Origin of the sequence: Polaribacter sp. BAL334 (genome assembly GCF_015767435.1) — a bacterium.
Classification (GTDB): Bacteria; Bacteroidota; Bacteroidia; order Flavobacteriales; family Flavobacteriaceae; genus Polaribacter.
The window spans coordinates 71033-93654 of the sequence record NZ_JADWOV010000319.1; the positions used below are offsets into that span (position 1 = coordinate 71033).

At 30.4% G+C, this 22622-nt stretch carries 20 protein-coding genes; 11 read left to right on the forward strand and 9 right to left on the reverse strand.

Annotation, left to right across the window (positions count from 1 at the left end; all coding sequences use genetic code 11):
- The first annotated feature begins 76 nt into the window (after positions 1 to 76).
- Complete coding sequence (locus IU405_RS13495; protein WP_197439136.1) at positions 77 to 910, forward strand: aminotransferase class IV; 834 nt, start codon at positions 77 to 79, stop codon at positions 908 to 910.
- Here the strand turns inward: IU405_RS13495 and IU405_RS13500 are convergent.
- From IU405_RS13500 to IU405_RS13520, 5 genes are all read right to left on the reverse strand, one after another.
- Positions 907 to 1464 (reverse strand): YqgE/AlgH family protein, encoded by a 558-nt coding sequence (locus IU405_RS13500; RefSeq protein ID WP_197439137.1) that lies wholly within the window; start codon positions 1462 to 1464, stop codon positions 907 to 909. The two genes, IU405_RS13495 and IU405_RS13500, sit on opposite strands and share 4 nt — an antisense overlap.
- Positions 1465 to 1541: 77 nt before the next feature.
- Positions 1542 to 1814, reverse strand: coding sequence for an HU family DNA-binding protein (locus IU405_RS13505; protein WP_197439138.1), 273 nt, complete (start codon positions 1812 to 1814; stop codon positions 1542 to 1544).
- A gap of 190 nt (positions 1815 to 2004) precedes the next feature.
- On the reverse strand, positions 2005 to 2949 hold the full coding sequence (gene fmt / locus IU405_RS13510; protein WP_197439139.1) for a methionyl-tRNA formyltransferase: 945 nt from the start codon (positions 2947 to 2949) through the stop codon (positions 2005 to 2007).
- A gap of 5 nt (positions 2950 to 2954) precedes the next feature.
- On the reverse strand, positions 2955 to 4844 hold the full coding sequence (locus IU405_RS13515; protein ID WP_197439140.1) for an ATP-dependent DNA helicase RecQ: 1890 nt from the start codon (positions 4842 to 4844) through the stop codon (positions 2955 to 2957).
- Positions 4837 to 5391 carry an AAA family ATPase gene (locus tag IU405_RS13520; protein ID WP_197439141.1) on the reverse strand — a complete coding sequence of 185 codons (555 nt, stop codon included), beginning with the start codon at positions 5389 to 5391 and terminating at the stop codon, positions 4837 to 4839. The genes IU405_RS13515 and IU405_RS13520 overlap by 8 nt, the downstream gene beginning before the upstream one ends.
- A 131-nt stretch (positions 5392 to 5522) precedes the next feature.
- Here IU405_RS13520 and IU405_RS13525 point away from each other — a divergent pair, with 131 nt between their 5' ends.
- Genes IU405_RS13525 through IU405_RS13545 form a run of 5 tightly spaced genes read left to right on the forward strand, consistent with a single transcriptional unit; the run spans position 5523 to position 10584 of the window.
- The gene (locus IU405_RS13525; protein WP_197439142.1) at positions 5523 to 5804 is read left to right on the forward strand and encodes a DUF493 family protein; all 282 of its coding nucleotides are present in this window, start codon (positions 5523 to 5525) and stop codon (positions 5802 to 5804) included.
- A gap of 5 nt (positions 5805 to 5809) precedes the next feature.
- A complete protein-coding gene (locus IU405_RS13530; RefSeq protein WP_197439143.1) occupies positions 5810 to 7444 on the forward strand; it encodes a peptidylprolyl isomerase in 1635 nt (544 codons plus the stop codon).
- 11 nt (positions 7445 to 7455) lie between these two features.
- Positions 7456 to 8292 carry a hypothetical protein gene (locus IU405_RS13535; RefSeq protein WP_231749743.1) on the forward strand — a complete coding sequence of 279 codons (837 nt, stop codon included), beginning with the start codon at positions 7456 to 7458 and terminating at the stop codon, positions 8290 to 8292.
- Complete coding sequence (locus IU405_RS13540; RefSeq protein ID WP_197439145.1) at positions 8258 to 9631, forward strand: peptidylprolyl isomerase; 1374 nt, start codon at positions 8258 to 8260, stop codon at positions 9629 to 9631. Before IU405_RS13535 ends, IU405_RS13540 begins: the two co-directional genes overlap by 35 nt.
- Positions 9631 to 10584, forward strand: coding sequence for an AAA family ATPase (locus tag IU405_RS13545; protein ID WP_197439146.1), 954 nt, complete (start codon positions 9631 to 9633; stop codon positions 10582 to 10584). Before IU405_RS13540 ends, IU405_RS13545 begins: the two co-directional genes overlap by 1 nt.
- Here the strand turns inward: IU405_RS13545 and IU405_RS13550 are convergent.
- From IU405_RS13550 to IU405_RS13560, 3 genes are read right to left on the reverse strand one after another with little or no spacing between them, the layout of a single operon-like run.
- Positions 10579 to 11136 (reverse strand): RsmD family RNA methyltransferase, encoded by a 558-nt coding sequence (locus IU405_RS13550; RefSeq protein WP_197439147.1) that lies wholly within the window; start codon positions 11134 to 11136, stop codon positions 10579 to 10581. The genes IU405_RS13545 and IU405_RS13550 overlap by 6 nt on opposite strands.
- Complete coding sequence (locus IU405_RS13555; RefSeq protein ID WP_197439148.1) at positions 11133 to 11951, reverse strand: DUF3822 family protein; 819 nt, start codon at positions 11949 to 11951, stop codon at positions 11133 to 11135. The genes IU405_RS13550 and IU405_RS13555 overlap by 4 nt, the downstream gene beginning before the upstream one ends.
- A complete protein-coding gene (locus IU405_RS13560) occupies positions 11932 to 12666 on the reverse strand; it encodes a hypothetical protein (RefSeq protein ID WP_197439149.1) in 735 nt (244 codons plus the stop codon). Before IU405_RS13560 ends, IU405_RS13555 begins: the two co-directional genes overlap by 20 nt.
- A gap of 102 nt (positions 12667 to 12768) precedes the next feature.
- Here IU405_RS13560 and IU405_RS13565 point away from each other — a divergent pair, with 102 nt between their 5' ends.
- A complete protein-coding gene (locus tag IU405_RS13565; protein WP_197439150.1) occupies positions 12769 to 14193 on the forward strand; it encodes an ATP-dependent RecD-like DNA helicase in 1425 nt (474 codons plus the stop codon).
- Here IU405_RS13565 and IU405_RS13570 read toward each other — a convergent pair.
- On the reverse strand, positions 14190 to 15140 hold the full coding sequence (locus IU405_RS13570) for a lipid A deacylase LpxR family protein (RefSeq protein WP_197439151.1): 951 nt from the start codon (positions 15138 to 15140) through the stop codon (positions 14190 to 14192). The two genes, IU405_RS13565 and IU405_RS13570, sit on opposite strands and share 4 nt — an antisense overlap.
- A 93-nt stretch (positions 15141 to 15233) precedes the next feature.
- Here IU405_RS13570 and ppk2 (IU405_RS13575) point away from each other — a divergent pair, with 93 nt between their 5' ends.
- From ppk2 (IU405_RS13575) to IU405_RS13590, 4 genes are read left to right on the forward strand one after another with little or no spacing between them, the layout of a single operon-like run.
- On the forward strand, positions 15234 to 16094 hold the full coding sequence (gene ppk2 / locus IU405_RS13575) for a polyphosphate kinase 2 (RefSeq protein WP_197439152.1): 861 nt from the start codon (positions 15234 to 15236) through the stop codon (positions 16092 to 16094).
- Between the two features lie 4 nt (positions 16095 to 16098).
- A complete protein-coding gene (gene ppk2 / locus IU405_RS13580) occupies positions 16099 to 16884 on the forward strand; it encodes a polyphosphate kinase 2 (RefSeq protein ID WP_197439153.1) in 786 nt (261 codons plus the stop codon).
- Between the two features lie 57 nt (positions 16885 to 16941).
- The gene (locus IU405_RS13585; protein ID WP_197439154.1) at positions 16942 to 21672 is read left to right on the forward strand and encodes a cadherin-like domain-containing protein; all 4731 of its coding nucleotides are present in this window, start codon (positions 16942 to 16944) and stop codon (positions 21670 to 21672) included.
- Positions 21672 to 22622, forward strand: a complete 951-nt coding sequence (locus IU405_RS13590; protein ID WP_197439155.1) for a type IX secretion system membrane protein PorP/SprF — start codon at positions 21672 to 21674, stop codon at positions 22620 to 22622. The genes IU405_RS13585 and IU405_RS13590 overlap by 1 nt, the downstream gene beginning before the upstream one ends.

Below are 22622 nucleotides of genomic sequence, written 5' to 3' on the forward strand. Positions count from 1 at the left end.
CTCAGCATTTGCTGAGTTTTTTTTTGTTTATTATTCTTATAAAATGTAGTATTTTTGCATCCTTAAAATTAAAAAAATGTTGAATTATAATGGTGAATTACTAGATGAAAAAAACCTGTTATTATCTGCAAATAATAGAGCTTTTAAATATGGAGATGGACTTTTTGAAACCATAAAAGCAACCAAAACAAAAGTAATTTTTTGGGAAGATCATTATTTCAGATTGATGGCTTCTATGCGAATGTTGCGTATGAAAATTCCAATGTCTTTTACCTTAGAATACTTAGAACAAGAAATTTTAAAATCAATTGAGACTCAAAAAGAGGCAAATCATTACAGAGTTCGATTGACAATTTACAGAAAAGATGGTGGTTTTTATACTCCAGAAACGAATGAAATTGATTTTTTAATCGAAACTTCTCCATTAAATCATCAAACAAAAAGTGAATATTCAGTGGATGTTTATAAAGATTTTTACAATTATTCAGGATTATTATCCACTGTAAAAACAACGAATAGGATGCTAAATACATTGGCAAGTATTTATGCTAAAGAAAATGAATTAGACAATTGTGTTTTAATCAATGAAAATAAAGGTGTTGTTGAGGTTGCCAATGGAAATATTTTTATTGTAATCGATAAAACTGTCAAAACACCTGCATTGACAGAGGGTTGTATCAAAGGTATTGTTCGAAAAAAAGTAATTGAAATTATTCAAAAAAATCCTGATTATACGATTGAGGAAACTACCATTTCACCTTTTGAAATTCAAAAAGCGGATGAAGTTTTTATCACAAATGCGATTATTGGAATTCAACCTGTGACTCAGTTTAAAAAGAAAACTTTCGAAACTGTTTTTTCAGAAAAAATTGCACAAAGTTTACGTTTTTTGGAAATAACGGCGGTTTAATTTTGTTGGATATCGCTTGGAGCATTTGCCCAAAGTTTATAATTTCCTCCTTTTTGGAGTAATTTTTCTCTCCACAAAGTTTCGTCGTTGATTGCAAATATATTTTCATAATCATTTTCAGAAACAAACCATGATTTTGATTGAATTTCACGTTCCAATTGGTTTTTACTCCAGCCTGAATATCCCAAAAAGAAGCGGATATCTTTTTCGGTAAGCAATTCATTGTTCAAAGCATATTTTAAAGCTTCAAAATTTCCTCCCCAAAAAATTCCATTACCAATTTCGATACTTTCTGGAATAAGATTGCCTACTTTGTGAATAAAATACAAATTATCTTGTTCAACAGGTCCTCCTTGATATATTGTAAAATCACAAAAAATATCAGGAAGTAAATCATTAATTGTGTACGCTAAAGGTCTATTTAGGATAAAACCTACTGCATTATTTTTGGTATGTTCAGTAATTAAAATAATAGTTCTATTAAATGAACTGTCATTTAATATGGAAGGTTCAGCAATTAATAACTTTCCTTTAAGGGTTTTTACATACGACATGCTCAAATTTAAAAAAAAATATGAAATAAAAAAACTCTCTTAAAAAGAGAGTTTCTTATAAATTTTTAATGTAAAAATTAGTTTACAGCGTCGCTTAATCCAGCACCAGCTTTAAATTTAGCTACATTTTTTGCAGTAATTTGGATAGTTTTTCCAGTTTGAGGATTTCTTCCACTTCTAGCAGCTCTTTTAGAAACTGAAAAAGTACCAAAACCAACTAATGCAACTTTTCCACCTGCTTTTAAGGCAGCTGTTACGTTATCAGTAAAAGACTCTAATGCAGCTTTTGCAGCAACTTTAGAAATTCCTGCGTCAGCAGCCATTGCATCGATTAAATCAGATTTGTTCATAATAAATAGATTTTAAATTAATTGAATATTATTTTTATGCTTTAAAAAAGCTTAACAAATATAGACGGATTAAGGGTTTGCGCAAATTTCAGTGTCAAAAAAGTGGCATTTTGTTAATAAATACCTATAAAATGTTAATAAAGAAGTTTTAAAAAGTCAAAATTTGTTTTAAACCACGTCATTAAAGGGGTTATTCCATTTTTGCATCATCAGAAAATGAAAACCCATTTAACAAGCTTTTTATGTCCATTTGTTTTTTTCCAGCGAGTTTGATTTCTAATATATTTATGAAACCATTCTGAACAGCAACTTTTACTTCTTTTTTGTTTGAAATAATTTTTCCAAAATCGAAGGAATGTTTTGATGTTTCTTTTTCAACAGCATAAATTTTTGCGGAAATTATTTCGCCATCTGTATTAATAGTTGTCCAAGCTGCAGGAAATGGATTCAATCCACGGATTTTGTCAAACACTTTGTCTATTGGTTCTTTCCAATCTATTTTGGTGTTTTCAGGAGTTAATTTTGGGGCAGCTTTTTCTTCTAATGCAGGCTGTTTATTGGTTGTAATAGCTCCATTTTCAATATAAAGTAACGTTTTTGCAACTAAATTGGCACCTAAATTCATCAATTTATCATGCAAAGTTCCTACAGTTTCTGTTTCTGATATTGAAATTTCTTCTTGTAAAATGATTTCTCCTGTATCAATTTTTTCATCAATAAAAAAAGTGGTTACGCCAGTTTTGGTTTCTCCATTGATAATTGCCCAATGAATTGGGGCTGCACCTCTGTATTCAGGTAATAATGAGGCGTGTAGATTAAAGGTTCCAAATTTTGGCATGCTCCACACTTCTTTTGGAAGCATTCTGAAAGCGACAACAATATGTATATCCGCATTGAATAATTTTAGGGCAGCTAAAAACGCTTCATTTTTTAAATTAGTAGGTTGCAGAATCGAAATGTTTTGTGATTGTGCATATTTTTTAACTGCGGATTCATTCAGTTTTAATCCTCTTCCTGCAGGTTTATCAGCGGCAGTTACAACTCCTACAATTTCAAAATTATGTTCCTTTAAATGCTTTAAAATCGTAGCAGCAAAATCGGGAGTTCCCATAAAAACGATGCGCAATTTGTTCATAGTTGTTATTTTATAAAATACTTATTTTGATGATTGATGTTGATTTTATCATCGGAAATTAATTGACGTAAATGTATCAAAATGTCTTTTTCAGTAAAGTTCAAATGTTGATTGATTTCTTGTGAAGAAAGCGCTCCTTTTTGATGAATCAAATGTATGATTTCTTCAGAAATATTTTTGGTATTGGTCTTTTTTTCTGACAAACAGACATCACAAATTCCACATTTTTTAGTTGATTTTTCATCAAAATAATTCAAAATTTGAATGCTTCTACAAACAGTATTGTTCTGAATAAAACGTAAAAAATCAGTTGATTTTTTTTCTTTTTGTTTGATGAATTGTGTGATTTCTTTTGAGCTTCTATTGATGGTTTTATCATCTTCTCTAGGTACTAAAAATCGAATTTCAGTATCCGTTTTTACTTTATTAAAAACGATAATTTCGTCTTTGTCTAGTTGCTCTAAATAGCCAATAATCTGTTGTGATGTGGTATTGTTTTTTTTAGCAAGCAGGTATTCGTCAATTTTAACTTCTTGTTCAAATAAACCTGTATAAGTTCTTAGTAATGAATTTATAAAGTTTTTTAAATAGATATTATTGATAGCGTAAAAATGCAGGTTTTTAGTAGTTTCTCTAAAAATTATGCTTGATTTTTTATTGAAAGTATTTTCAATTTCTATGATGGAATTATTAGCTAAAATCCGTAAAACACTATCTACTTTTTGCACTGAAAATCCATACGTTTTTGAAAAATCTAGGTGATTAAATCCAAGTGCATTATCAGGAATTTCACCCAATGCAATTCTGAAATATTGATACAACTTTCTATGAATTTCTTTCACTTCTTTTAAGCTGGGAAGTGTCATTTTTTCAAACTCAATTTGATTAGAAATATCGTTGTCATTTTTCAGTAAAACTGCAAATGCCTTTTTATGATTTCTTCCTGCTCTTCCTGCTTCTTGAATGTAATTTTCTATGCTATATGGAATATCAAAATGAATGACAATTCCAACATTTTCTTTATCAATTCCCATTCCAAATGCATTTGTTGCAACCATAATTGGTGTTTTTTCTGACATCCAATTTTCGAAAGCTTTTTCTTTTTCTATGGTGGATAAACCTCCATGATAAAAACTACTTTTGAATTTATTTGCATTTAAAAATTGTGCAATTTGAACGGTTTTATTTCTTGAGTTTACATAAACAATTGCAGGAGTTTTTGTCTTTAAAAATATTTGTTGGAGTTTTAATAATTTATCTTCGACAGTAAAAATTTGGTAAGCCAAATGTTCTTTAAAAAAACTTTTTTTAAAAATAATGGGTTTTTTTAACTCCAAACTTTTTTCAATATCTAGTAATACTCTTTGATTGGCAGTAGCTGTCAATGCAATAAAATGGACTTCAGGAATCAGCGTTCTTAAAATAGTGATATTTCTGAACGATGGTCTGAAATCATGTCCCCATTCAGAAATACAATGCGCTTCATCAACAGCTACAAAACTGATGGTTAGTTGTTTTATTTTTTCTTGAATTAAGGGAGATTGAAGCCTTTCAGGAGAAATGTATAAAAATTTATAATTCCCAAATTTGATATTGTCAAAAAGTGTTAAAATTTCGTTTTGATTGGCTCCTGATGGAATGGAAGTTGCTTTAATTCCTCGCTTTTTTAAACTTTCAACCTGATCTTGAATCAAAGAAATCAAAGGAGAAATTACCAAACAAACACCTTCTTTTAACAACGCAGGAACTTGAAAACAAATCGATTTTCCACCTCCAGTTGGTAATAATGCAATGACGTCATTTTTATGTATTACAGCTTCTATAATCTCTTCTTGTGGAGAAATAAATGAATTGTAATTCCAATATTCTTGAACTATTTTTATTGCATCAGTCATACAAGCTATTCAAAAAATGGAGTATAAATTGAACGCGTTCTTCTAATTTTCCAAAAGGAACATTGATGATTTTATATCCTAAATTCGTGTATGTTTTGATGATGAATTTGTCTATCAAAACAGATTCTTCAAATGATTCATAACGTTCATTATCAGTTGTGTAAATAGCTTTCCAAGGAGAAAAGTGAAAAATCAAATCGTATTTATAGGAAATACATTTCTCGGAAAAAATTGCTGGATATTTCGTGTCAAAAAAATCTAAATACGCTTTTACATCAGGAATTCCTCTATCAAAAAAAATACTTTTTTCTGATGATTTTTCAGCTTCATGATAATGTTTTTCTCTTCCTTCCAAAAGTAATTCACTAAAAAGTAACGGATTTGTCAAGAAAAGTTGCTCAATTCCGTTCTTTTGAGCGTTTAGTGTAACTTCTCTTGAAACTTCTTCAAAACAATTAAATCCTTTTTCTTTAAGAGCTTTTAATACGGTTGTTTTCCCTGTTGCAGGACCTCCAATTAACACAATTTTATGTTGTTTTTTTTGCAATTTTTTAATGTCTTAATTAATTTTGAAGTTGTTTTTATTTCAATTCACAAAAATAATCCATTAGTATTATAAAACTAAGTTTTTAATGTAATTTTGTGCCTTGTTATTTTTAATAAAAATTGAATTGATACATGGAGGACAAAGAAGCCTTTTATAAAAAATTGCAATGGCAATTAGAGGATACAACTCAATTTCCATCAGATTATTTGTTTAAATTTATTGTTCCAGCCAGTGATAATCAAGTAGAAGAAGTTGAAAATTTGTTTAATAATAAAGGTGCAGTCATCAATACTAAAAAATCAAAAACAGGAAAATATGTAAGTGTTTCCATCGTTTTAAACATTGAAAACGCTGCAACTGTTATCGATTATTATCAAAAAGCAGCAAAAATAAAAGGTATAATTTCACTATAAAACTTATGAAAAAAAGACTATTAATTGCATTATTGAGTGTTTCATCTATTGCATTTTCACAAAAAAAAGACAAATTATTGTTGACAATTGGAAATGAAAAAGTACTTGTTTCTGATTTTATGCGTGTTTATGAAAAAAATTTAGACGCAATTGAGAATGAAGAAGAAAAAGATATTCAAAAAAATATAGAACTTTATATCAATTATAGATTGAAAGTTAAAGAGGCGTATCGTTTACAATTGGACACATTACCATCGTATAAAAAAGAAATAGAAACGTATAGAAATCAACTTTCATTGCCTTATTTGCAGGATTCATCGTTTATAAATAAGTTGGTTGAAGATGCTTATTTTAGAATCAAAAACGAAGTAAAAGCAAAGCATATTTTGGTAAGAACTCCTGCAGTTGCCACTCCAAAAGACACTTTAGAAGCATATACTAAAATCAAAAATATCCGTGAAAAAATTCTAAAAGGAGAAGATTTTGAAAAGGTTGCAGTTGAGTTTTCTGAAGATCCTTCTGCAAAAGGAGATCCAGCATCAGGAAGAGAAGGTAACAAAGGGAATTTAGGCTATTTTTCAGCTTTCAGAATGGTTTTCCCATTTGAAGATGCTGCTTATAAAACGAAAGTTGGTGAAGTTTCTACACCTTTCAAAACACGTTTTGGCTATCATATTCTTCAAGTTGATTCAATAAGACTATCAAAAGGAGAAGTGGAAGTTGCTCATATTTTGATTACTGACAAAACTGAAAAAGGTGAAAAGTTAATCAATGAAGTGTATGATAAGCTTCAAAAAGATGAACAATTTAAAACTTTGGCAAGAAAATATTCTGATGACGAAGGAACCAAATCAAAAGGTGGAGTGTTGCGTAAATTTGGAACTGGAGTTATGGTAAAAGAATTTGAAGATGCTGCTTTTAGTTTAGAGAAAGAAGAATCGTATTCAAAACCATTTCAATCAAGATTTGGATGGCATATTGTTCAATTGATAAAAAAACATCCAATTGATTCTTTTGAAAATTTAAAAGCGGATTTGCTCCAAAAAGTTCGTTCGGATGAAAGAGCTCAATTGTCGCAAATGGCTGTTATTCAGAAATTAAGAAAAAAATATAGCATTACTGAAAACCAAAATGCAAAATCAATTCTTGATGCAAAAAACATCAGAACTATTGCAAAAGATTCTTTGCAAGATGAAATTTTAAAAATAAATGAACGTAGTATTTCTCAAGAAAAATTTGTGAATTACATCAAAAACAAATCAGGAAAAGCTGTTTTTGAATTGTATGAAGATTTTAAAAACGAAGAAATTTTAAACTATTACAAAGAAAATTTAGAAAAATCAGCACCAGAATTTGCAACAACTCTTCAAGAATATAAAGACGGATTGCTATTATTCGAGTTGATGCAGCAAACAATTTGGGAAAAATCAACCAAAGATTCTTTAGGATTAAAAACTTTTTTTGATGAAAATGTAAGCAAATACAGCTCTACTGAACTTTCTAAAGTAAAAGGAGAAGTGATGAATGATTATCAAAATTTCTTGGAGAATAATTGGATTGCTGAATTGAGAAAAAATGTCATCATTGCAATTGATAATAGACAATTGAAAAATTTAATCAAGTTTTATACAAAAAAATAGTGAAACAGTTGTTGCTTTTACTTATTGGAATACTTTTTTTTACATCTTGTGAATACTTTGATTTTCGAAGTAAAGAGGAGGAAAGTGAGGAAATTGTTGCCATTGTAAATTCGCAAAAATTGTTTAGAGATGATATCAAATCGATTTTACCAGAAGATTACACAAAAAATGATAGCATACTTTTGGTAAGAAGTTTTATCAATAATTGGGCTTTAAAACAACTATTATTATCGAAAGCAGAAAAAAATAGTTCCTTAGAAACCACCAACGAAATCAATAAATTAGTCAATGATTACAGAGAAAGTTTGCTAATCAACAACTATAAAGAAATGCTGATCAATCAACAATTGGACACTACTATTAATTCAAATGAAATTGATGAATTCTACAAAATTAATAGGGAGAATTTTAAATTAAATGAAGATTTGATAAAAGTAAAATATCTGCATTTTGATCATAAAGTGATTAATAAAAATGAGTTGATTCGATTGTTTAAATCTGACAGAATTGATGATTTAGAGTCATTAGAAAAACAACAATTGAGTTTTAAACAATTTCAATTTAATACTGATATTTGGACTTCAGTTGATAAAGTTTCCTCAATTTTGCCATTTTCGAGAGATATTTTGTTAAATAAAACCAAATATCTTGAAAAACAAGATTCAATAGGTTTATATTTGATTTCGATTCATGATGTTTTGGTTCGAAATGAAACAGCACCATTGAATTATATAAAACCACAAATAAAACAAATGATTTTGCACAGACGCAAAATAGAATTGATAAAAGACATAGAAAAAATAATTTTACAAGATGCCACAAAAAACAACAATTTTAAAACATATTAACTTCCTTATATTCACTGTTTTCTTAGGATTTACAAGTTTTTCTCAAAAAGTCAAAATTGATGGAGTTGCCGTAGTTATAGGTAAAAACATCGTTTTGAATTCTGATATTGATAAATTCAAATTAGAAATTGAAAAAAGATCCGAAGGGAAAATTAAAATTTCTGACTGTGAAATGTTGGAAGAATTAATGCAACAAAAACTATTATCTCATCACGCAGTTGTGGATAGTGTTACTGTTTCTGATGCAGAGGTTACTGAAAAAGTGGACAGAAATATTGCCTATTTTACGCAAGAATATGGTTCAATTGATAAAGTAATCAAAGCGTATGGTTTTAATAGTATTGAAGATTTAAAAAGTGAAATCTACAATGTGGAAAAAGAAAATATGTTGATTCAAAGAGAGCAAGCAAAAATCACCGAAAAAGTTGATGTCACTCCAGAAGAAGTTCGTTTGTATTTCAATGGATTAAAGGACAAAGGAGAGTTGCCTGAGATTCCTGCAGAAGTGGAAATTGCTCAAATAGTATTGAAAGCTATTCCATCAAAAGAGGAAGATGATCGAATAATTGAAAAATTAAATGAGATAAAAACTCAAATTGAAGAAGGAGCTAATTTTAAAATGAAAGCGATTATCAATTCTGATGATCCAGGAGTTACAAGTAATGGAGGACAATATGAAGTGACCAAGGATTCTCCTTTTATCAAAGAATTTAAAGAAACTGCATTTAGTTTAGATGTTGGTCAGGTTTCAAAACCTTTCAAATCAGATTTTGGATATCACATTATGCAATTGCATGAAATTAGGGGAAATAAACGAGTTGCATCGCACATTTTGATGCGACCAAGTGTTCCAGATCAATTGATAAAAGATACAAAAATCAAAGCTGAGCAAGTGAAACAAGATATTTTGGATGGCAAAATAACCTTTGAAGAAGCTGTAAAACAATATTCTCAAGACGATGAAACCAAAAATGATGGAGGATTGATTACAAACCCATATAATGGCGAATCAAAATTTGATTTAACAAGAATGGATCCTGATTTATATGGAAGAGTAGCAGAATTGAAAAAAGGAGAAATGACAGATGTGTTTTTTGATCAAGATCAAAGTGGTGTTAAAATGTTCAAATTTATGTTGATGAGAGAAAGAACAGATACACACGTTGCAGATTTGGTTCAGGATTATGTAAAAATTCAAGAATTGGCTTTGATGAAAAAGAAAGAAGAAGTGATTTCGAAATGGTCAAAAGAGAAAATTAAAGATACGTATATTAAATTATCTGAAATTCACAATAAATGTACCTTTGAAAAAAATTGGAAAAAAGAAACTGCTAACTAATGTCTGATGTGGAAGCTGTAAATGAATTGGTAAAAAAATACCAATCATTACAAAAAGAAATAGGGAAAGTAATCATTGGTCAAAAAGACGCTGTAAACTTTACACTTTTATCAATTTTTTGTGGAGGACATTCACTATTGATAGGAGTTCCTGGATTGGCCAAAACACTTTTGGTAAATACAGTTTCAGATGCTTTAGGATTGCATTTTAAGCGCATCCAATTTACACCAGATTTGATGCCTTCAGATATTTTAGGAAGTGAAATTTTAGACCAAAACAGGCAATTTACATTTATAAAAGGGCCTATTTTTTCTAATATCATTTTGGCAGATGAAATCAATAGAACACCACCAAAAACACAGGCAGCATTGTTAGAAGCAATGCAAGAGCGTTCTGTAACTATTTCTGGAAATCATTACAAATTAGAGTTGCCTTTTTTTGTATTGGCAACTCAAAATCCTATTGAACAAGAAGGAACATATCCTTTGCCTGAAGCCCAATTGGATCGTTTTATGTTTTCTATCAATTTAGAATATCCCACTTTTAAAGAAGAGGTAGAAGTTGTTTTTAACACAACAAGCAATCAGAATCCACAATTGAATGCTATATTTTCAGGGTCAGAAATCATTGAAATTCAGCAATTAATTCGGAAAATTCCTGTGACAAATAATGTGGTTGAATATGCAGTTAGATTGGTAGGAAAAACCAGACCTAAATCAGCTGAAGCAACAGAAATGGTGAAAAACTATTTAGATTGGGGTGCAGGACCAAGAGCTTCACAAAATTTAGTTTTAGCAGCAAAAGCACATGCAGCAGTTCAAGGTAAATATTCTCCAGATATTGAAGATGTAAAGGCAGTTGCTATTCCGATTTTATCGCACAGAATTGTGAAAAATTATAAGGCAGAAGCTGAAGGAATTACAGTTTCTGATATTATAAATTCACTTTTATAAAGAATTTTCTTCGTTATTATATTCAAAAAAACTAAACACATTTCCTCCATATCGTTTGTCATAACTATGGTTTTTGTGTTGAGATAAATCCGTATTTTTTGAATGCTCAATAATTAATAAACCTTCATCAGCAATCATTTCTTTATCAAAAACAATGTCAACAATTTGCAAAAACTTTTCAGTTTCGAAATGATAGGGTGGATCTGCAAAAATTATATCAGCTTTCAATGTTGTTTTTTCTAAGAAAGCATACACATCGCTTTTAAAGCTGTTGATATTGAAATCAAGCTCTTTTGAAACAGCGTTGATATATTTTATACAATTGAAATTTTCGTCAACAGAGACTATCTGTTTACTGCCTCTTGAAGCAAATTCATAGCTGATATTTCCAGTGCCAGCAAACAAATCTATCACAGAAATCGCATCAAAATAAAAATGATTGTTTAAAACATTGAATAACCCTTCTTTTGCCATGTCTGTTGTAGGGCGAACAGGCAAATTTTTGGGTGCTTGTAATCGTCTTCCTTTGTGTTTTCCTGAAATGATTCTCATCCTAATAAAATAAAATTTGAATGTTTTTTGGCATCTAATTCTTTGAAAATAGCTTGAGAACTTTCAAGAAAAAATACATTTTTGATATATGTAAAAACAATTTTGTACAAGTCTGATTCTAAGGATATTTCTCCTGTAAAATACAATTTGTATTCTTCGTTATTTAACTGCAATTGTTCTGCAACAAAAAGAATATAATAGATGAAATCTTCTTTAGATTTATAAGAAAAGGAATTGGTTAAAATCAATTTTTTATGAGCCAAAATAACAATGTCAAATGTGTTTTTGGAAACATTTACAAACATTACCTTTTCTTCCAGTTTATTTTTTTGAATCAATTTTTCTATAAGAATGGTAGTGTGGTGTTTATACTCAAATTCGCCAAAATTTTGAAACAAATAGTTATTGATATTTACATAAGGCACATATACATTTTTGGCTTCAATTTCGGCAATAGAATCAAAAGTTATAAAATCTGTTTGTAAAGTTTTGATGTTGAACTCAAGATAGGAGTTTAACGAATTTTCATCAAAAAAATCATTAGGGATAAGTGTGTTTAAATTATTTTGATGAATGACAAAAACTTCATTGTATTCATAATGCAAAATGGCATCTTCGTTAAAAATAGTTTTTATTTTATCCAATAAATCTTCTAATGAGTTGAGCGTTTCGTCAAAAACATATTCAGAAAAATAAATGATTTCTTTTGAAATTAAATCTGAAACACAAAAAGAAAATCCATCCAAACTAAATTGGATGGATAGAATCTTATTGTGTATTTTTTTAAAAGAAATGTTACTGCTGCTTTTTTTCACTTGCTTTATCGTAAGATGGTGGCCAGTTTCCTCCAGTAGTTACTTCGTCTAAGGAACCAACAGAAACAAACTCTCCTTTGATTTGATCAGTTTCAATGGCTTCCAATTCTTGTTTTACCAAAGATTCATTCATACCTGCTAAAATTCCTTTTTTAGGAGTTCTAGCCATAAAAGTAGGAACAACCAATCCTTGTACTTTTTCAACTTTAGATACTTCTAATTCAAATTCAACTCCTTCAACACCAGGAACCTTGAACATGTTTTTGTAATCACGACCCTCGAAATATTTCATAACAGGCTCATAACCAATTGTATCAGTTACTTTTCTTTCTACATCGATAATAACTCCACCACCTCTATTTTCTTTTTCAATGATGGTTCTTGATTCTGTTAAAGCAAGTTTTGCTTGTTCTACAAAAGCAATCAACAAATCTTTATTGTTTGTGTATCTACCGTATTTTTCATAGAATTTTATTTCAGCATCTCTTATTATTTTCAGATTCTCTACAACTGGTGCATATTTTTTAATCTTTTCCTTATTAAATTCGATTGGCTCCATGATGCCTCCATAAATTTTAAAACCTAAGAAAATTGCCAAAACCAACAGTAAAATTGAAGGAATCCAGCGTAATTTTAAAGGAAGATATTTAACAATTGAGAAAGCAAGAAGAACAGCTACTAAGACAGCTCCTATAATCATTAGTAATAAACTCATTTTATTTTGTTTTTAATAGTAATAAGGCAAATCTACAATTTTTTTTCAATCATAAAAACTTTTATTTATAAAGAAAGGTATCTTTGTTGAATTATATTTTTTATGATTCAAAAACCTGCAGATTTTTATGCGCAATTACGTGCAATTTTCCCTTTTTTAGCAACAGAAAAACAAGATATATTGCTAAAAATGTTGAGTAATTTTATCTTTGATGTCAATAAAGAAAGTCTTTTTTTATTGAAAGGATATGCAGGAACAGGAAAAACAACCACTATTAGCACCTTTGTAAATTCGTTAAAATTTGCTGGAAAAAAAGCAGTTTTATTAGCGCCAACAGGAAGAGCTGCAAAAGTGATTTCTGTGTATTCAAAACGTCCTGCTTTTACAATCCATAAAAAAATTTATTTCCCCAAAAAACAATCAAATGCATCTATTTCATTTGTATTGCAACCAAATAAACACACCAATACTATTTTTATTGTTGATGAAGCTTCTATGATTCCTGATGAAAAGCAACATCAAAATTCATTTGAAGCAACGTCTTTATTAGATGATTTGATTTCGTTTGTGTATTCAGGCGAAAATTGCAAATTGCTATTTATTGGTGATACAGCTCAGCTTCCGCCTGTAAAATTAACGGTCAGTCCTGCTTTAGATTCAGAAATTTTGACACATCATTATTATAAAGATGTTAAAGAAATTGAGTTGGATGAAGTGATGCGTCAACATGAAAATTCAGGAATTTTGTTCAATGCAACTCAATTGCGAAAATTGATTCAAAATGATGGAAATCCATTTCAATTTCATCTGAAGTTTCCTGATATCAGAAAATTGGAGGATGGATATGACATTGAAGATGCTATTATGGATGCTTATAATTCAAATGGAGTTGAGGATACTGCATTTATTGTGCGTTCAAATAAAAGAGCGAATGAATACAATCAGCAAATTCGGATGCAAATTAGAGGTCAAGAAAATACGATTTCTGCTGGGGATTATATCATGGTTGTCAAAAATAATTATTTTTGGTTGGACGAAACTTCTCCTGCAGGATTTATTGCAAATGGAGATATCTGCGAAATACTGAGAATTTTTTCTATCAAGGAAATTTATGGATTTTCATTTGCTGAAGTCACTCTTAGAATGATTGATTATCCTGAAATTCCTCCATTTGAAACAGTGTTGCTTTTAGAAACTTTAACTAGTGAAAGTCCTTCATTAACTTATGAAGAATCCAATAAATTATATCAAGCTGTAAAAGAGGATTATGCTGATGAAACTTCCAATTATAAACAATTATTGGCAATAAAAAAAAATCCGTATTTCAATGCATTGCAAGTCAAGTTTTCATATGCTATCACCTGTCATAAATCGCAAGGAGGACAATGGAAAACTGTTTTTGTAGAGCAACCCTATTTGCCAGATGGAGTTTCAAAAGAGTATTACAGATGGTTATACACAGCCATTACAAGAGCGCAAGAAAAATTATATTTGATAGGATTTAAAGACGAATTTTTTGCGAGTTAATGCAACAAATAATGTACAGCAATAGTTCCAAATTTATTACCATAGGTATATTTTAATCCTTCAGATTGACTTGTGTTATAGTTAAAAACATACGCAAAATGAAATCTATTTGCGGTAAATTTCAACCCAATTTCAACATTAAACACTAAAGGAATCAATTCTTTAACAACTGGACTTCCTAAATTTAAAAAACTTCCTTGAATGGTTGCATCATAAAAAGCGTATCTAACTGTGGGTTTTATAAATATAAAAGATTCAATTTCTCTGACATCATTGGTGTTTTCATTATTCAAATTGGTTTTAAAAGCAATAGAATTTGCTAATTTCTGTAAAGGTTTCAAACCAATTCTGCCATAAAATCCAGTGGAAATATCCGTAAAAATAGTTCCGAAATTTGCTGAATTTACCCAAGAAATATCATACATTCCAGAAGAATCTTTACCTATAAACGAACTATATTCTGCGCCAAAATTGACTGCTAAAGCGTTTTTAATTTGATATTCCCAACCAGTACCAAGCTTAAAACCATATATTTTGTGAATAAAATCTTGCAATTCTTTGCCAAAAGCATTTTCGCCAAGAACACCAATATCTATTGAAGTTGTTAGAATTTTGTTGGTTTTATAGACATTTGTAATTCCGAAATTGCCATATAAATAGCCTGCAAAAGGTCTGTCATGTTCATCAATGGAAGTTACATTGGGTCTGTTTGGGGTGTACATTTTATGCCCTATTTGCCATTGAAAAATTCTTTTTTCTATAGATTCTTTTTTATTTTCTGATAAATATCTGTAGTTTAAAAATAAGCCATTTGAATAATATCGGTCTCTGACAACAGAAACGTACAAATCATTGTCATTGATAAAACTAATTTCTCTTGAAAATTTTTGTTGAGAAAACATCCAAAATGCGCTAAAAAACAATAAAAGTGTCAGAAATTTTTTCATTGACCACAAATATAAATGAACAGATGTAAAATCATTCTTTTTTAACACAATTATCAAAAAAAGGTTTTATTTTAGTGCTATTAAATGAACTCGATGATTATTAAAGAAACGCTGTCTGCTGAAGATTTTCAAAACATACAAAGTAATAAAGAATTACTTGCCAAAATAAGAGAAAAGAATATTTCTTACGATAAAGTTCAAGAAGCACTATCTTATGAAAATGAATTACGATTGTTACAAATAGAATTGGTAAAACTACAACGTCATATTTCAAATCATAATATGAGAGTTGCAGTGATTTTTGAAGGAAGAGATGCTGCAGGAAAAGGAGGGAATATCAGGCGATTTATGGAACATTTGAATCCACGATCAAGCAGATTAGTGGCGCTAAATAAACCAACAGATGTTGAAAAAGGGCAATGGTATTTTCAAAGATATATCAAGGAATTACCAAATCCTGGAGAAATTGTATTTTTTGATAGAAGTTGGTATAACAGAGCCGTTGTTGAGCCAGTGATGGGTTTTTGTTCGGAAATTCAGTATCGAAATTTTTTGGTGCAAGTTCCTGAATTTGAACATATGATGTATGAAGATGGAGTTGTCATCATCAAGTTTTGGTTGTCTATAACCAAAGAAGAGCAATTAAAACGTTTTGAAGCACGAAAAGAAAATCCATTAAAACGTTGGAAATTTAGTCCTGTAGATAAACAAGGACAATTTTTGTGGGATAAATACACCCAATACAAAGCAGAAATGTTTTCAAAAACTCATACAACCTATAGTCCTTGGATGATTATCAAAACCAACAATAAAAAAGTTGCGAGATTGGAATCTATGAGACATGTATTGTCACAATTTTATTACGAAGGAAAGTCGCAAGCAGGAACTGTTCTTACTCCAGATCCAAATGTGGTGATGCGTTATTTTCGTTCCAACATTCATCAAATAGATTAATTGTATGAATTTAGATTTAACAGAAGAGGAATTAAGAAGGTTAAATACCAAAAAAGGATTTTTAGCCTTGCTTTTAAAAGAACCTTACAGTGTTGAAAAAGCACTCAGATATATTGATTATCAGAAGAAAATAGAGAAATTGCAGATAGAATTAATTCGGATGCAAACTTGGGCAATTCAAAATGATGAACGAATTATAGTCGTTTTTCAAGGAAGAGATGCTGCAGGAAAAGGAGGTGCCATCAGACGTGTAACAGAACGTATCAATCCACGTCACATGCGAATTGTTGCCTTACCAAAACCATCAAAAGACGAGGAATCTCAGTGGTATTTTCAGCGATATGTAGAGCAATTTCCAAAAGCGGGTGAAATGGTTTTTTTTGATAGAAGTTGGTATAACAGAGCAGTTGTGGAACCTGTAAACGGGTTTTGTACGCAAGAAGAATATGAAATTTTTATGAATCAGGTAAATGATTTTGAAAGAATGATTCTTGAATCAGGGATTCACTTGGTGAAAATTTACATGTCAATTTCAAAAAGAGAGCAAGCAAAACGTTTTGCTGACATCAAAAACGATCCATTAAAACAATGGAAAATGACTAAATTAGATGAAAAAGCACAAGAATTGTGGGATCAATATACTGAGTATAAAAATGCCATGTTTGCAAGAACAAATACCAAAATTTCTCCTTGGAAAATAATTCAAGCAAATAGAAAAACGGATGCAAGAGTGAACGTAATCAATCATATTTTAAAGATGATTCCTTATGATAAAAATTTAGAAATCTAGGTCAAAAAGAATATAAAAAATGACTATTTTTGATATGCATATATTTGTTTCCCTCAAATGTCAAAATCTGTTAATTCGATATTCCTTTTTTTCATTTTAGTTACTCAGTTTTTACAGTCACAAGAGTCACCAATTGCTAATGATGATATCGCGAGTGTAATACAAAATAATCAATTAATTGTAAGTGCACCAGGGATTTTAAACAATGATACAGATGCGGATGGAGAGCTGCTTTCAGTCATAAATTTTCAAATTAATAGTGCGAATTTTTCAGTTGGTAAATCAGTATTTTTGCCTGAAGGAAATATAACTATTCAAGCAGATGGTGGATTTCGTTTTATTCCTGCAACTAATTTTTTAGGAGCTTTTCCAACCATAAATTATACCATCACAGATGGAACATTTACAAGTTCAGCCAATCTAACAATTACAGTTATTTTGCCTCCAACGCCACCTCTTGCTGTGGATGATTCAAATATTACAGAGAAAAATACTCCTTTAAATGTTGGAATTCCTGGCGTTTTAAGTAATGATTCAGACGCGGACGGAGATACAATTTTGGTGTCTAATTTCTCTGTAAATGGTTCACAGTTTACTGCTGGTGAAACAGCCACTTTTTCTGAAGGAACAATCACTATTTCCTCTGATGGAAGTTATACTTTTATTCCAACCTCTGGTTTTGTAGGAACTATTCCAACTATTACTTACACCATCACTGATGGAACTTTGACAAGTTCAGCCAATTTAACAATCACAGTTGTTTTACCTCCAATTCCACCAATTGCAGTTATCAATTATGATACTGTTGAAATCAATACAACCTTAACTGTTCCTGCTCCAGGCGTATTAGAAAATGATACTGATGAAAATGGAGATGTACTTTCAGTCGTGCAATTTACTGTAAATGGTTTCACTTATCTTGCAGGTCAAACAACCATTTTGACTCAAGGAAGTATCACAATTGCAGCTGATGGGAGTTATGTTTTTGTGTCAACTCCAAATTATATTGGTGATGTTCCTGTAATAACATATACAATTTCTGATGGAACTTTTACAGCATCAACTACCTTGAATTTTACAGTTGAACCTGTTGATAATTTATTAGAAATTTCTTCTTTTACGAGTTGTAATCAGGGTTTTACAGCTGATGGAGAATATAAAGTGAGATATACAATGGTGCTTTTTAATAAAAGTACTGCAAGAGATTATCATCCAACAAGTTTGATAAAAAACATCGATATCATCAATGATTTGCAAGCTACTTTTGGGAATAGTTGTGTTGTTGAAGTCAGTGAAGTTTCGATAGTAAATAATGTTTTTACACGAGATTTTATAAACAATGCTGGGTATCCAAGAGAATTTACAAACAATGCAATCAACAACAACTTTTTAAATATAACTTCAAATTCAGTTTTTAATGCGGATGCAATTGATAATTTGACATTATATCCAAGACAAAATGTTACCGTTTCTTTTTGCGTAACGATCAATCCTTTTTGTAACGGAAGACCAAATCCAACACCTTCTGGTTCTGGAATTAATTTTGATAATGTCATAAACATTACTTCTGATAGAGGAAATGCTACCCGAAATTTAATATTATCAGATTTTCATACTACAGAAGCAGTTGTTACTGCGGGTTTATATGTCCCAGAATTCAATGACTCTTTGAATCCTCCTGGAGTGATAAATTTTGATGGAACGTATGATTATGCAAACAGAGTAATTATTACAAATGAAGGGACAGCAACTGCAACAAATATCAATTTCAATATGGGTTTGGGCAGTTTTTTAGATAATGGAATTCGGTTTTCTGAAATCATAATCCAACAAGTTGAAGGCCCAAATGTTATCATAAATCCAAATTACGATGGAAATATTGAAACCTTATTATTAGCCCCAAATAATTCATTGGCAGCAGGTCAAAAAATAATTTTAGAGTTGTTTTTTGTTATAGAACCTTATGCATCAACTGTGTATAGTTTTTTCAATCAAATTAATATTTCTCAAACTCAGGGAAGTTTAGATGGTTTTAACGAATCTACTGCAGCAAATAAAAGACGCAATTCTTTTGTGTTTTGGTCTGATGGATTAGGAAATCATTTGGACAGATATTATAGAACAAATTCAGCAACAGCAGGCATTTCTTCTTCTCAACAATGTACTTGTAGTACGTCTAGTATGCGATTTTTATTCACCTCAAGTTCATCCACTGATATAAATATTGCTGAAGTAAATAAAACTCCCAATCGCATTTTAGAACACGAAGAAATCACGTATCAAATCACCATCAAAAATACCAGTGAATCTGTTCAATTAATCAATTTGCAAATTCAAGATCATTTAACAGCAACTTGTAGTGGAAATATTATTTCAGTTAGCAATCCTATAATTGCTAACTCCACAGCAACTTTAAATCCAACACTAAATCCAGCCTTTAATGGTGATACAAATCGAAATTTGTTTATCGGAAATGATGGGGTTTTAAGAAAAGATGAAACAATTACAGTACAATTTTCAGTCATTTATAATGAACCTTGTGTTGGTTCAAATAGGGCAATTTTCACCTCAAGAAATCCGTTAAATACTGTAGTTACATCCGCAAGATCTATCAATATAAATGCAACAACAGATTCTGATGTAGATGGAATTATTGATACTATTGATATTGATGATGATAATGACACCATTCCTGATGTTGACGAATACAATGGACTTGATGCATTTGGAGATGATGATGGAGATTTTATTCCAAATTATAGAGACACAGATTTTGGTGCTGATGCAAATGTTGATGGAATTGTAGATATTTTTGATTTTGATGGAGATGGCATTCCCAATCACTTAGATTTAGATAGTGATAATGACGGAATTTTAGACATTTTTGAAGCTGGAAATTCACTTTCAGATACCAATAGAAATGGACGAACCAACAATCCAGTTGGGGCAAATGGTTTCGATAATTTGCATGAAACAAATGATACAGTTTCAGCAAATAGAAATTACACTATTCCTAATTCTGATGCTGACAGTAATTTTAATTTTTTAGATATTGATGCTGATGGTGATGGAATTGTTGATATTATAGAAGCACAATTGACCAATAATTTCATTGCTCCCAATGGAATTGTTAGCGAAAACGGAATTGACACTGCATATCCAAATGGTTTGCTTCCAATTGATACAGATGTTGACACAATTCCTGATTATTTGGACATCAATGCTGATAACGATATTCGCGATGATATTATGGAAGGTTGGGATACAAATGCGGATGGAATTCCAGAAATTATTCCTATAAATATAGATGCTGACAATGATGGTTTGGATGATGCTTTTGATACGAATGACAATTTGGTAAATCCTACAAATGGACAAAATCCTGATAGTTTTCCAAATGCTGATAATGCAGATACTCCTGAAAGAGATTGGAGAGAACTCATTGCCATCAGAGTAATTCTTGATAATATTACTGTAACAGAAGGAGAAAATGTAGTTTTTACGTTTTCATTAGTCACCAAAAATGATGAAACAATTGCCATAGAAAGTGCTTCTCCAATCGTTATCAATTTATCAACTTTAAATGGCACAAATTCCACAACAATCTATGAAGTTGCAACTGCGCCATTTGATTTTTTAGGCCTCACTAACCAAACTTTTACGATTGCTCCAAATACAAATTCTGCCCAATTTACTATTACTTCATTAGAAGATATTATTTTTGAGCAAATAGAATTTTTCACACTTCAAGCAACCATTACATCCAACAATACTTTAAATGATGAAGTTTTTGGAATTGGAACTATACTAGATAATGACCTTCCACCATCTATTTCGATGAATAATTCAAGAGAAAATGAAGGCATTCCTTTGGTTCATACAATCACAATTTCTCATCCAAGTTCAACTCCCATTATTATTGATGTAAAAACAGCTGATATTTTAGCAATAAGCCCAAATGATTACACTGCCATTTCCGAAATTTTTACAATTAATGGTACAACAGATCCCAACAATGCAAATACAGAAATTTCGTTTTTAATTATTTCAAATACTGATAATTTGAATGAATTAGAGGAAGAAACTATCAGTGTCATTGGTACTGTAACAACTACAAATGTAGGAAATCAGGATTTTAATAAAATAGCAACCATTGTTGATATTGACCCAAATCCATTGATTTTTATAGATGATATTATTGTTGAAGAAGGCGAAATTTTAGAATTTTCCATTAGTCTTTTGAATGCCAATTCAGAACCAATGCAAAATTATGCTCCCATCAATTTGATTATTGAAACTATAGATATTACCACTTTTGCGAATGAAGATTATGTGCCTATCAATGTTTTAAGAACAATTCCTGCACTTTCTTTTGGCATCAAACAAACAGTAAATTCTATAAATGACAACTTAAATGAAGATACAGAAACATTCCTTTTACAGGTTACAACAAATTTAGAGAACGTTTCAAACACTACTTTTCCATCAGGAATTGGTACGATAAAAGACAATGATTATCCAAATTTATTTTCTCCAAATGGAGATGGAAAAAGCGATGTTTTCAAAATTTCTGGAATTGCAGATTTGTATCCAAATTTCAAATTAGTGATTTACAATCGTCAAGGAAATGAAGTTTTTAAGTACAGCAATAATGGGAATACAAATCCAAATTGGTGGGATGGAACTTTCAATGGAAAACCTGTTCCAACAGGAGTTTATTTTTATACGTTAGAGTATAATGATGGAATAACCAAGCCCAAAACTAGTTTTATTCAATTGATTCGTTAATGAAAAAGCAACTCCAAATATTTCTAATAAACAGGGTTTTAATACCTTGCTTTTGGTTGTTTGTATTTTTTAGTTGCGTACAATTTTATGGGCAGCAAGTTCCACATTACACACAATATTTGTACAATATGCAAATTATAAATCCAGCATATGTGGGTACAAGAGCAGAATTAAGCATGTCTTTATTGTCTCGCGAACAATGGGTTGGCATTGAAGGCGCACCAACAACGCGTACTTTTTCCATCAATGGTAGATTGAGAAGAGGTTTAGGAATTGGAACTACTTTTGTGAATGATAACATTGGTTTATCGGAAACAAACAACGTAAATATTGATGTTTCTTACACATTGATTACGTCACAATACAGCAGATTGTCTTTTGGATTGAAAGGTGGAATGACTTTTTTTACGAATAATTTGGCTGCTGGACTTACGCCTGATAATGATATTTATGAAACCACTTCAGGGAATTTTCCAAACGTGGGTTTTGGTGCCTTTTTTTACAATCAGAAAATGTATGTAGGATTGTCAATTCCTTATTTGTTAGAAACGCCTCAGTTTTATATCAATGATTCTTTCAATCAACCCAAATTGTCAGAAAATCCGAGTGTTTTTTTAACTGCGGGAACTTTATTTGATTTGACACAAGACATCAAATTAAAACCATCAACAATGATTCGTTATACCGCAAATGTACCTTTATCAATAGATGTAAATTTCAATTTGTTTTACAAAAATCTTTTTGAAGCTGGTTTGTCTTATCGAAATCAAAGTTCTGTAAGTGCCTTATTTGCAGTAATTTTAAATAAAAAATTCAGAGTTGGATATGCCTATGACCATAAATTTGATTTTGCAGGTGGAAATTTTGGAACTCACGAAATCATTCTTCATTTAGACATCAATCTAAAAAGAAATTCGCATTGGTTGTTGAGTAATGAATGCTATTTTTAA

Bases quoted from the DNA above. Each gene is read 5' to 3' on its own strand.
- IU405_RS13495 (WP_197439136.1), top strand. From the start codon at position 77: ATGTTGAATTATAATGGTGAATTACTAGATGAAAAAAACCTGTTATTA.
- IU405_RS13500 (WP_197439137.1), bottom strand. From the start codon at position 1,464: ATGTCGTATGTAAAAACCCTTAAAGGAAAGTTATTAATTGCTGAACCT.
- IU405_RS13505 (WP_197439138.1), bottom strand. From the start codon at position 1,814: ATGAACAAATCTGATTTAATCGATGCAATGGCTGCTGACGCAGGAATT.
- fmt (WP_197439139.1), bottom strand. From the start codon at position 2,949: ATGAACAAATTGCGCATCGTTTTTATGGGAACTCCCGATTTTGCTGCT.
- IU405_RS13515 (WP_197439140.1), bottom strand. From the start codon at position 4,844: ATGACTGATGCAATAAAAATAGTTCAAGAATATTGGAATTACAATTCA.
- IU405_RS13525 (WP_197439142.1), top strand. From the start codon at position 5,523: ATGGAGGACAAAGAAGCCTTTTATAAAAAATTGCAATGGCAATTAGAG.
- IU405_RS13530 (WP_197439143.1), top strand. From the start codon at position 5,810: ATGAAAAAAAGACTATTAATTGCATTATTGAGTGTTTCATCTATTGCA.
- IU405_RS13540 (WP_197439145.1), top strand. From the start codon at position 8,258: ATGCCACAAAAAACAACAATTTTAAAACATATTAACTTCCTTATATTC.
- IU405_RS13545 (WP_197439146.1), top strand. From the start codon at position 9,631: ATGTCTGATGTGGAAGCTGTAAATGAATTGGTAAAAAAATACCAATCA.
- IU405_RS13550 (WP_197439147.1), bottom strand. From the start codon at position 11,136: ATGAGAATCATTTCAGGAAAACACAAAGGAAGACGATTACAAGCACCC.
- IU405_RS13560 (WP_197439149.1), bottom strand. From the start codon at position 12,666: ATGAGTTTATTACTAATGATTATAGGAGCTGTCTTAGTAGCTGTTCTT.
- IU405_RS13565 (WP_197439150.1), top strand. From the start codon at position 12,769: ATGATTCAAAAACCTGCAGATTTTTATGCGCAATTACGTGCAATTTTC.
- IU405_RS13570 (WP_197439151.1), bottom strand. From the start codon at position 15,140: ATGAAAAAATTTCTGACACTTTTATTGTTTTTTAGCGCATTTTGGATG.
- ppk2 (WP_197439152.1), top strand. From the start codon at position 15,234: ATGATTATTAAAGAAACGCTGTCTGCTGAAGATTTTCAAAACATACAA.
- ppk2 (WP_197439153.1), top strand. From the start codon at position 16,099: ATGAATTTAGATTTAACAGAAGAGGAATTAAGAAGGTTAAATACCAAA.
- IU405_RS13585 (WP_197439154.1), top strand. From the start codon at position 16,942: ATGTCAAAATCTGTTAATTCGATATTCCTTTTTTTCATTTTAGTTACT.
- IU405_RS13590 (WP_197439155.1), top strand. From the start codon at position 21,672: ATGAAAAAGCAACTCCAAATATTTCTAATAAACAGGGTTTTAATACCT.